The sequence below is a fragment of the Streptomyces sp. MZ04 genome (genome assembly GCF_004684775.1).
Lineage (GTDB): Bacteria > Actinomycetota > Actinomycetes > Streptomycetales > Streptomycetaceae > Streptomyces.
Map to the genome: position 1 here is coordinate 1 of NZ_SRIC01000344.1, position 7,850 is coordinate 7,850.

Consider the following 7,850-nt stretch of genomic DNA (forward strand, 5'->3'; position numbering starts at 1 on the left):
ATACGGGAGGCCGGAGCCGGTCAGGGTGGTGAGGCCGCCCTTGGCGTCGACGTTCAGGCTGCCGAAGAGCATGGGAGTCGTTCCTCCTGGGGCGGCGGGGCTTACGCGGTGCGTGCGCGGCCTCTACATCAACGTCTGTGGGGGGAGGCGCATTCCTGGGGCCGTCATCAGTGGGGCAGCGTTGCCGGGCTGCCGCCGTTCGCCTCGTAGCCGCCTACCGCCAGTGCGCGGTACACCGCGTAGTCCGCCGCCGGGTCCGAGGACAGGGTCCAGGGGAGCGCGCCCACGTGGCCGTCCACGTGCACCAGCTGGTGCATCGCCTCCGCCCAGCGCTCGCTGCGGACCAGGAAGAGGATGAGGAGGTGGCGCACGTGCGCCAGCATCGGGTCGTCCGGGCGGGCCGAGTGGACCGCGAAGAGCGCGCCCTCGACGGCCTTCGTGACGACCTCGCTCTGGTAGAAGCCGCGGACCAGGTTCACCTCGGGCAGGTGCTCGTACACCGCGAACAGCGGGAGCGCGGACAGGAGCGAGCCCTTGGGGGCGCGGGCCGCCGCGGCCTCCGCGAAGTTGTACGCGAGGTCGCGCGAGCCGTGCCACTTCTCGCACCAGTAGTGCACGGCCGCCAGATGCGCGCCCATGTGCGCGGGGGAGCGGTCCAGGATCTTCAGCCACAGCTGCTCGAACTCCTCGCGCGGGTACGCGAGTCCGCGGGCGATGGAGAGCTCGATGATGTACGGGACGGGGTCCCCGGGGGAGAGGAGCGCCGCCTGCGCGCAGGCCTCCTTCGCCTCCTCCAGGATGATCCGGAACTCGTCCGTCCCGGACGTCGAGGACCGCCAGGCCTGCTGGACCAGGAACTCCGCGTGCACGGCCGCGCCGCCCGCGTCCTTGGGCGCCTCGGCACGCCACACCCGCAGCCACTGCCCGCCGGGCTGCTCGCTGACGCCGCCCGGACGCTGCTGCAGCTCCAGGGACGCCGCTCCGGCGAACGCCTGCACACGCTGCCAGCGCACCTCGCCGTGCACCTCCGTGCCCGCGAGCAGCTGCGACGCGGCCTTCCAGCTCTGCGATTGCTGGACGACGTCGAGGACGTCCAGGAGGTCGCGGTCCGGGCCCGGCATGCGGATGTCCAGCTCCTCCTGAAGCGCGAAGCCGTACTCCGCCGGGTCCGCGGCGTCCGGTGAACCGGGCGTGACCTGGCGGATTCCGCCGCGCCTGCGCAGCAGGAACGGGCCCAGCACCGCCCCCATCATGATCGCCGCCATCAGCACCCAGAGAATCTCCATGCCCACAAGCGAACCAGACTGCTCTGACACTTGGCGAACCAGTCTCGAACTCGACCCCGGAACTCGCCGGTGCACGCCCGTCCCGGACTAGGCTCTGGCCGCATGAGTGACATGCACAGCAGGCAGAGTTTCGAGACCGTCGCGATCCACGCGGGCAACACCGCTGACCCGCTGACCGGCGCCGTCGTACCGCCGATCTACCAGGTGTCGACGTACAAGCAGGACGGCGTCGGCGGGCTGCGCGGCGGCTACGAATACAGCCGCAGCGCGAACCCCACCCGTACCGCCCTGGAGGAGAACCTGGCCGCGCTGGAGGGCGGCCGGCGCGGGCTCGCCTTCGCGTCGGGCCTGGCCGCCGAGGACTGCCTTCTGCGTACGCTGCTCAGCCCCGGTGACCACGTGGTCATCCCCAACGACGCGTACGGCGGCACCTTCCGGCTCTTCGCGAAGGTCGTCTCGCGGTGGGGTGTTGAGTGGTCCGTCGCGGACACGTCCGACCCGGCGGCGGTGCGGGCGGCGCTGACCGACCGTACGAAGGTCATCTGGGTGGAGACCCCCTCCAACCCGCTGCTCGGCATCACCGACATCGCGGCCGTGGCGCAGATCGCCAAGGAGGCGGGCGCGAAGCTCGTCGTCGACAACACCTTCGCCAGCCCCTACCTGCAGCAGCCGCTCTCGCTCGGCGCGGACGTCGTCGTGCACTCCCTGACGAAGTACATGGGCGGGCACTCGGACGTGGTGGGCGGCGCGCTGGTCGTCGACGACGCGGCGCTGGGGGAGGAGCTGGCGTACCACCAGAACGCGATGGGCGCGGTGGCCGGGCCCTTCGACGCGTGGCTGGTCCTGCGCGGCATCAAGACGCTGGCCGTCCGGATGGACCGGCACAGCGAGAACGCGACGAAGGTCGCCGAGATGCTGACGCGGCACGCGCGCGTGACGCGCGTTCTCTACCCCGGGCTTCCGGAGCACCCCGGTCACGAGATCGCCGCGAAGCAGATGAAGGCGTTCGGCGGGATGGTGTCCTTCCAGGTGGAGGGCGGCGAGGAGGCGGCGGTCGCGGTGTGCGACCGCGCGAAGCTGTTCACCCTGGGGGAGTCGCTCGGCGGCGTCGAGTCGTTGATCGAGCACCCTGGGCGGATGACGCACGCCTCTGCGGCGGGCTCGGCGCTTGAGGTCCCCGCGGATCTTGTGCGCCTCTCCGTAGGCATCGAGTCGGCGGACGATCTCCTGGCGGATCTGCAGCAGGCGCTGGGCTAGGAAAGCTGGGCCAGGAAAGCTGGGCCAGGAAAGCTGGGCCAGGAAATTGGGCCAGGAAAGACGACGCCGGAGGGGCTGCGAGATTCAGCCCCTCCGGTGTTCACCACCGCGTCAGCGGCGGTGTCGTCTCGGACGGTGGGTCCACCCACGGCTGGGCCAGGGACGCCCAGATCACGAAGGCCACCGTCGCCGCCAGCAGGCAGAGCCACAGGAGGCGGCGGAACGCCCGGCGTCTCCGTAGCTGGCGGGCACCCCGGCGGACCGCCTCCTCGTAGAGGCCGGCGGGGACCGTCGGTGCCGCGCCTTCCAGGAGTTGGCGGACCGCTGCTTCGTTGCGGTCGTGCTGGCTCATGACGGGGCTGCCTCTCCGAGGGGAAGCGCAGGGGGAGGCGCGGGCCCACGCGGGGGATGCAGCACCGCGGCCATCGCGCGGGTGCAGATCACCCGGACCCGGTCCGGCGGGAGCCCCAGCAGCGCCGCTGTCTGCTCCTCGGCGACTCCCTCGTACAGGCGGAGCACCAGGATCAGCCGTTCCTGCGGTGTGAGCCTGGCCAGGACGCCGCCACGGCCCCGGTGCCTGCGCCAGGCCCCGCGCGCGAAACGGATCGCCAGCTGCTGGCGGGTGCGGTCGTAGGGATCCTCGCCCCGCATCCGGTCCCACGTCGCGTACGTGTACGCGAGGGAAGCGGTCAGCAGGGCACGCGCGCGTGGGTTGGTGTCCGGCGGCTCGCTGGTGAGCAGCGTCGCGGCATGCAGCAGCCGCCCTGCCGCGCCCGCGACGAACGCCTCGAACTCCCGGGCCCGGCGGGCGTCGAGGAACGCCTGCCGTTCGCGCACCGCGCCTCCCGCCTGGCGGAAAAACGGCTCTCAGGTCTCATATGAGGCCAGGCACATGGCCGGGGTCAAGAGGCGGGCACGGCTTCAGGAAGCGGGCGTCTCCGGAGGCGTCTGCGCCGTCTGCCGGGCGGACAGCGCGGAATTGAAGCGCGTGAGGAGCGTGCAGAAGCTTTCGCGCTCCTCCGGGCCCCAGTCCTCCGTCAGTTCGGCCATGAGGTCGCGTCGCGAAGAGCGCACTTCGTTGAGGCGCGCCTCGCCGCGGGGGGAGAGCTGGAGGACGACCGCGCGGCCGTCCTCGGGGTGCGAGGTGCGCTTGACGAGCCCCGTGTCGACCAGCGGGGCGACCTGCCGGGTGACCGTCGAGGAGTCGATGCCCATGCTCGCCGCGAGCGCCTTGACGCCCATCGGTCCTTCTTTGTCCAGGCGGTTGAGCAGCAGATACGCGGCGCGGTCCATGGAGTTGCGGACCTGTCCCACGCCGCCGAGGCGCGTCTGCTCCGCACGGCGGGCGAAGACCGCCACCTGGTGCTGCAGCGCGTCGAGGAGGCCGGGATCGCTGGCGGTCGTCATGTCCGGAGTTGTGGGCATGGCCGGGGGCTCACTTCATGCGAGGGCGATGGGTTGGGGGACAGGTTACGCGGCCGGACGGCGGGGCGTACCAGCGCTGCGCAAACCAGTCTCGGCACGTGGTCACCACAGGAGGACCCCGGTGTGAACTGGGAGACTGACGGTCATGAGCTACCGCACGCCTGACTCCTTGCCGTCGGTCACCCTCGACGACGTGCGAGGCGCCCAGAAGATGCTCTCCGGGGTGTCGAGAGTGACGGCGATGGAGGGCAGCAGGCATCTGTCGCAGCTGGTCGGCTCGCCGGTCCACTTCAAGTGCGAGAACCTCCAGCGGACGGGTTCCTTCAAGCTGCGCGGGGCGTACGTACGGATCGCGGGCCTGCTCCCCGAGGAGCGCGCGGCCGGGGTCGTGGCGGCGAGCGCGGGCAATCACGCGCAGGGTGTGGCGCTCGCGTCCTCGCTGCTCGGGGTGCGGTCGACGGTGTTCATGCCGGAGGGCGCACCGCTGCCCAAGGTGGCGGCGACGCGGGACTACGGCGCGGAGGTGCGGCTGCACGGCCAGGTGGTCGACGAGACGCTGGCCGCTGCGCAGGAGTACGCGCGCGATACGGGCGCGGTGTTCATCCACCCCTTCGACCACCCCGACATCATCGCGGGGCAGGGCACGGTCGGCCTGGAGATCCTGGAGCAGTGCCCCGAGGTGCGCACTCTGGTCGTGGGCGTCGGCGGCGGCGGGCTCGCGGCGGGCATCGCGGTCGCGGTGAAGGCGCTGCGTCCGGACGTGAAGGTGATCGGCGTGCAGGCGGAGGGCTCGGCGGCGTATCCGCCCTCGCTCGCGGCCGGGCACCCGGTGTCGATCCCGAATCCGTCGACGATGGCGGACGGGATCAAGGTCGGGCGGCCCGGCGATGTGCCGTTCCGGATCATCGACGACCTGCTCGACGACGTCGTCACCGTCTCCGAGGACGAGCTGTCCAGCGCCCTGCTGCTCTGCCTCGAGCGGGCCAAGATGGTCGTCGAGCCCGCGGGCGCGAGCCCCGTGGCGGCGCTCCTGAGCCGGCCGCGGGAGTTCGAGGGCCCGGTGGTGGCACTCCTGTCGGGCGGCAACGTGGACCCGCTCCTGATGCAGCGGATCCTGCGCCACGGCATGGCGGCCGCGGGCCGCTATCTGTCGCTGCGGCTGCGCCTGACGGACCGGCCCGGCGCCCTTGCCACGCTGCTCGGGGTGCTGTCGGTGCTGGACGCCAATGTCCTCGACGTGAGTCACGTACGCACTGATCCCCGGCTCGGGCTCACGGAGGCGGAGGTGGAGCTGCACCTGGAGACGAAGGGTCCTGTGCACTGCGCCGAGGTGGGCGTGGCCCTGCGCGAGGCGGGCTACACGGTCATCGGCTGAGGCGTCGGCCGCCCCCGCGCGATGCCCCGCCCAGAGGTGTGACAGCGGCGAATTCCCGTACGCGCAAGGGCATCTGCCGCTATTTTGCGTTATCCACAGGCTCCGCGAAAGCAGTTGAGTCGACGCGATGTATCGCGTTATGGTGTGTCTCACGTCACTGGTCACCGGGCGGGTCGAGTCCGGCAAATCTAAGATTTTCCGCAGGAAGTAACCCAAACCACTGGGGGAGCTCACATGCCAGGCGCCATCTACGCCGAAGGCCTGGTGAAGACCTTCGGCGACGTAAGGGCTCTGGACGGCGTCGATCTGGATGTCCCGGAAGGCACCGTGCTCGGCCTCCTCGGGCCGAACGGCGCGGGCAAGACCACGGCGGTGCGCTGTCTGACCACGCTCCTGACGCCGGACAGCGGCAGGGCGGTCGTCGCGGGCATCGACGTACAGAAACATCCGAACGAAGTGCGGCGCTCGATCGGCCTCTCCGGCCAGTTCGCCGCCGTCGACGAATACCTGACGGGCCGCGAGAACCTCCAAATGGTGGGCCAGCTCTACCAGATGAGGGCCAAGGAGGCGAAGGTCAGGGCGAGCGAGCTGCTCGACCGGTTCAACCTGGCGGACGCCGCGGACCGCCCCTCCAAGACGTACTCGGGCGGCATGCGCCGCCGCCTCGACCTCGCGGCCGCGCTCGTCGTCTCGCCCCCGGTGATGTTCATGGACGAGCCGACGACAGGCCTCGACCCGCGCAACAGGCAGCAGCTCTGGGAGGTCATCCAGGAGCTGGTCTCAGGGGGCACGACCCTGCTGCTCACCACCCAGTACCTCGAAGAGGCCGACCACCTGGCGCACGACATCTGCGTCGTCGACCACGGCCGGGTCATCGCCCGCGGCACCTCCGACCAGCTCAAGGCGCAGACCGGCGGCGAGCGCGTCGAGGTCGTGGTGCACGAGCGCGAGCGGATGACCGCGGCGTCGGAGGTCCTGCGCGGCTTCGGCAAGGGCGACGTGGCCGTCGAGAACCACACCCGCAAGCTCACGGTCCCGGTCGCCGGCGGCGCCAAGCTGCTCGCCGAGGTCATCAGGGAGCTGGACGCCCGCGGCGTCGAGATCGACGACATCGGCCTGCGCCGCCCGACCCTCGACGACGTGTTCCTCTCACTGACGGGCCACGTGGCCGAGGTGGACGAAGCCAACGGCAACGGCAACGGCAACGGGGGCGGGGACGGCGTCGAGGACGCGAAGCCCGAGCCCCAGAAGGAGGCCGACAAGTGAGCTCCGCGACCGGCATCGTGACCAAACCCGCCGCGGGCCCCAGGCCCGCGGGCGGCATCGGCCAGTCCGCCAGGGACTCCCTGGTCGTCGCCAAACGCAACCTCATCCGGATGTCCCGCATCCCGGATCGTGTTCGCTCGTCTCGGCTAGGTTCCACCTCGGGCATCCGGCGATCCAACGCCAGGAAGGAGCAGGCGAAGTGAGCGCTGTATCTGACACTCGACCGCTCCTGGCGCCTCGCCCTAAAGGCGGCATCGGCCAGTCGGTCAGGGATTCGCTGGTCGTGGCACGCAGGAACCTGATTCGCATGACCAGGATTCCTGAAATGATCCTCTTCGGGGTCATCCAGCCGGTGATGTTCGTGGTGCTGTTCACGTACGTCTTCGGCGGCTCCATCAACATTCCAGGTGCGCCCGCTGGCAGCGCGAGTGCCTACAAGGAATTCCTGATGGCGGGCATCTTCGCGCAGACCGTCACGTTCGCCACGGCGGGCGCTGGCGCGGGCATCGCCGACGACATGCACAAGGGCCTGATCGACCGCTTCCGGTCGCTGCCGATGGCGCGCGGCGCCGTTCTGACCGGTCGCACCCTCGCGGACCTGGTGCAGACGGCCGTGACCTTGGCCGTGCTGGCGGTGGTGGCGCTGATCGTCGGCTGGCGCACGCACGAGAACCTGGGCAAGGTGCTGGCAGGGTTCGGCCTGCTCCTCCTGCTCGGCTACGCGTTCACCTGGATCGGTGCACTGATCGGCCTGTCCGTGCGGACCCCCGAAGCGGCGACCTCGGGAGGGCTGATCTGGCTGTTCCCGCTGACGTTCATCTCGAACGCGTTCGTGCCGGTCAACGGGATGCCGAGGTTTCTTCAGTACGTCGCCGAGTGGAACCCGTTCAGTGCGACGGTGGCGGCAGCGCGAGAGCTGTTCGGCAACACGATCGAGGGCGTTCCGAAGTCAGTCACCGGAGCTTGGCCGATGGAGCACCCCGTTTGGGCTTCGCTGATTTGGTCCGTGATCATCATCGTGGCCTTCCGCACGCTCGCGGTCCGCAAGTACCGCCGGGCGGATGGTTGATCACGCCTCCTCGCTAGCGCAGCCTGTGAATCAGCGCAGAGACTGCTAGATGGTTGATGCGCTTTGGCTCTGTCCGGAATGACGGAGAGTGCCCAGAATCGGTGGTGTAGAACACTGGCTCGACCCGTGGGGCGCGCTGTGAACACCGATCTGGACACTCTCCTGACCGCAC

At 70.2% G+C, this 7,850-nt stretch carries 9 protein-coding genes; 5 read left to right on the forward strand and 4 right to left on the reverse strand.

The features are described 5' to 3' along the window. Positions 1–167: 167 nt before the first annotated feature. Complete coding sequence (locus E2651_RS38460) at positions 168–1,286, reverse strand: hypothetical protein (RefSeq protein ID WP_135335920.1); 1,119 nt, start codon at positions 1,284–1,286, stop codon at positions 168–170. 102 nt (positions 1,287–1,388) lie between these two features. Between E2651_RS38460 and E2651_RS38465 the strand changes: the two genes are divergently transcribed. Further along, positions 1,389–2,543: a cystathionine gamma-synthase gene (locus E2651_RS38465; protein WP_135335921.1), complete on the forward strand. Its 1,155-nt coding sequence runs from the start codon at positions 1,389–1,391 to the stop codon at positions 2,541–2,543. 100 nt (positions 2,544–2,643) lie between these two features. Here E2651_RS38465 and E2651_RS38470 read toward each other — a convergent pair whose 3' ends face one another. From E2651_RS38470 to E2651_RS38480, 3 genes are all read right to left on the reverse strand, one after another. After that, complete coding sequence (locus E2651_RS38470) at positions 2,644–2,895, reverse strand: hypothetical protein (protein WP_135335922.1); 252 nt, start codon at positions 2,893–2,895, stop codon at positions 2,644–2,646. Then, entirely contained in the window at positions 2,892–3,380 is a 489-nt protein-coding gene (locus tag E2651_RS38475; RefSeq protein WP_135335923.1) for a sigma factor-like helix-turn-helix DNA-binding protein, read from the reverse strand. The genes E2651_RS38470 and E2651_RS38475 overlap by 4 nt, the downstream gene beginning before the upstream one ends. Positions 3,381–3,464: 84 nt before the next feature. Continuing rightward, complete coding sequence (locus E2651_RS38480; protein WP_135335924.1) at positions 3,465–3,968, reverse strand: MarR family transcriptional regulator; 504 nt, start codon at positions 3,966–3,968, stop codon at positions 3,465–3,467. 145 nt (positions 3,969–4,113) lie between these two features. Here E2651_RS38480 and ilvA point away from each other — a divergent pair, with 145 nt between their 5' ends. From ilvA to E2651_RS38500, 4 genes are all read left to right on the forward strand, one after another. Further along, positions 4,114–5,343 carry a threonine ammonia-lyase gene (gene ilvA / locus E2651_RS38485; protein ID WP_135335925.1) on the forward strand — a complete coding sequence of 410 codons (1,230 nt, stop codon included), beginning with the start codon at positions 4,114–4,116 and terminating at the stop codon, positions 5,341–5,343. A gap of 234 nt (positions 5,344–5,577) precedes the next feature. After that, a complete protein-coding gene (locus E2651_RS38490; RefSeq protein ID WP_135335926.1) occupies positions 5,578–6,609 on the forward strand; it encodes an ATP-binding cassette domain-containing protein in 1,032 nt (343 codons plus the stop codon). Then, entirely contained in the window at positions 6,606–6,812 is a 207-nt protein-coding gene (locus E2651_RS38495) for a hypothetical protein (RefSeq protein ID WP_135335927.1), read from the forward strand. Before E2651_RS38490 ends, E2651_RS38495 begins: the two co-directional genes overlap by 4 nt. Continuing rightward, positions 6,809–7,678, forward strand: a complete 870-nt coding sequence (locus E2651_RS38500; protein WP_135335928.1) for an ABC transporter permease — start codon at positions 6,809–6,811, stop codon at positions 7,676–7,678. The genes E2651_RS38495 and E2651_RS38500 overlap by 4 nt, the downstream gene beginning before the upstream one ends. Positions 7,679–7,850 lie beyond the last annotated feature (172 nt).